Source organism: Bowmanella yangjiangensis (genome assembly GCF_017255015.1).
GTDB lineage: Bacteria > Pseudomonadota > Gammaproteobacteria > Enterobacterales > Alteromonadaceae > Bowmanella > Bowmanella yangjiangensis.
This window is the reverse complement of the sequence record NZ_JAFKCS010000349.1, coordinates 1-825: the sequence shown is the minus strand read 5'-3', so window position 1 is coordinate 825 and position 825 is coordinate 1. Positions and strand designations below refer to the sequence as shown.

Here is an 825-nt window from a genome sequence, read left to right as displayed (position 1 = left end):
CGATCATCGCCACCGACCTGGAAGGCACCATCCGCGTGTTCAATCGCGGCGCGGAACGCCTGCTGGGCTACAGCGCCGAGGAGATGATCGGCAAGCAGAAGCCGGCGGTGTTCCACCTGCCCGAAGAGGTGGAGGCGCGCAGCCGCGAGCTGAGCGAGGAATACGGCCAGCCGATCAGCGGTTTTCGCGTCTTCGTGCACAAGTCGGAGCTGGAGGGCGCGGAGAGCCGCGAGTGGTCCTATATCCGCAAGGACGGTTCCAGGCTTGCCGTGACGCTGATGGTGACCGCCATGCGCGACACCAGCGGACAGCTGACCGGCTACCTGGGCATCGCGCTCGACCTGTCCGAAGAACAGCGGCTGCGCCGCGAAGCGCTCGCAGCGCGAGACCAGATGGCCATGGCGGCCGAGGTGGCCGAGCTGGGCATCTGGTCCTGGACCCCGGGCGATGGCCAGCTGCAGTGGAACGAGCGGATGTTCGAGCTCTACGACTACCCACTGTCGCAGCGCGAGCAAGGCCTCAGCTACGAGCACTGGCAGGCACGCATCCACCCGGAGGATCGCGCCGCCGTGGAGGCCAGCCTGCAGGAGGCCCTCGCCCGGGTTTCGACCTTCGACGTGGTGTTCCGCATCGTCAGGCCCGATGGCCAGGTGTTGCATATCCAGGCCGGCGCCCACGTCGAGTACGACGCCATGGGCCGGCCGGCGAAGGTGACGGGTATCAACCGCGACATCACCGCTCAGTTGCAGCTCGAATCACACCTGCGCCGCGCCAAGGAGCAGGCCGATGCGGCGAGCGCGGCGAAAAGCGCTTTCCTGGCCAACA

At 67.3% G+C, this 825-nt stretch carries 1 protein-coding gene; it reads left to right on the top strand.

What is annotated here, in order from left to right:
- Nucleotides 1-825 (top strand): PAS domain-containing protein (locus J0A65_RS24465; protein WP_206596855.1); only part of this gene is annotated, 825 nt, incomplete at both ends.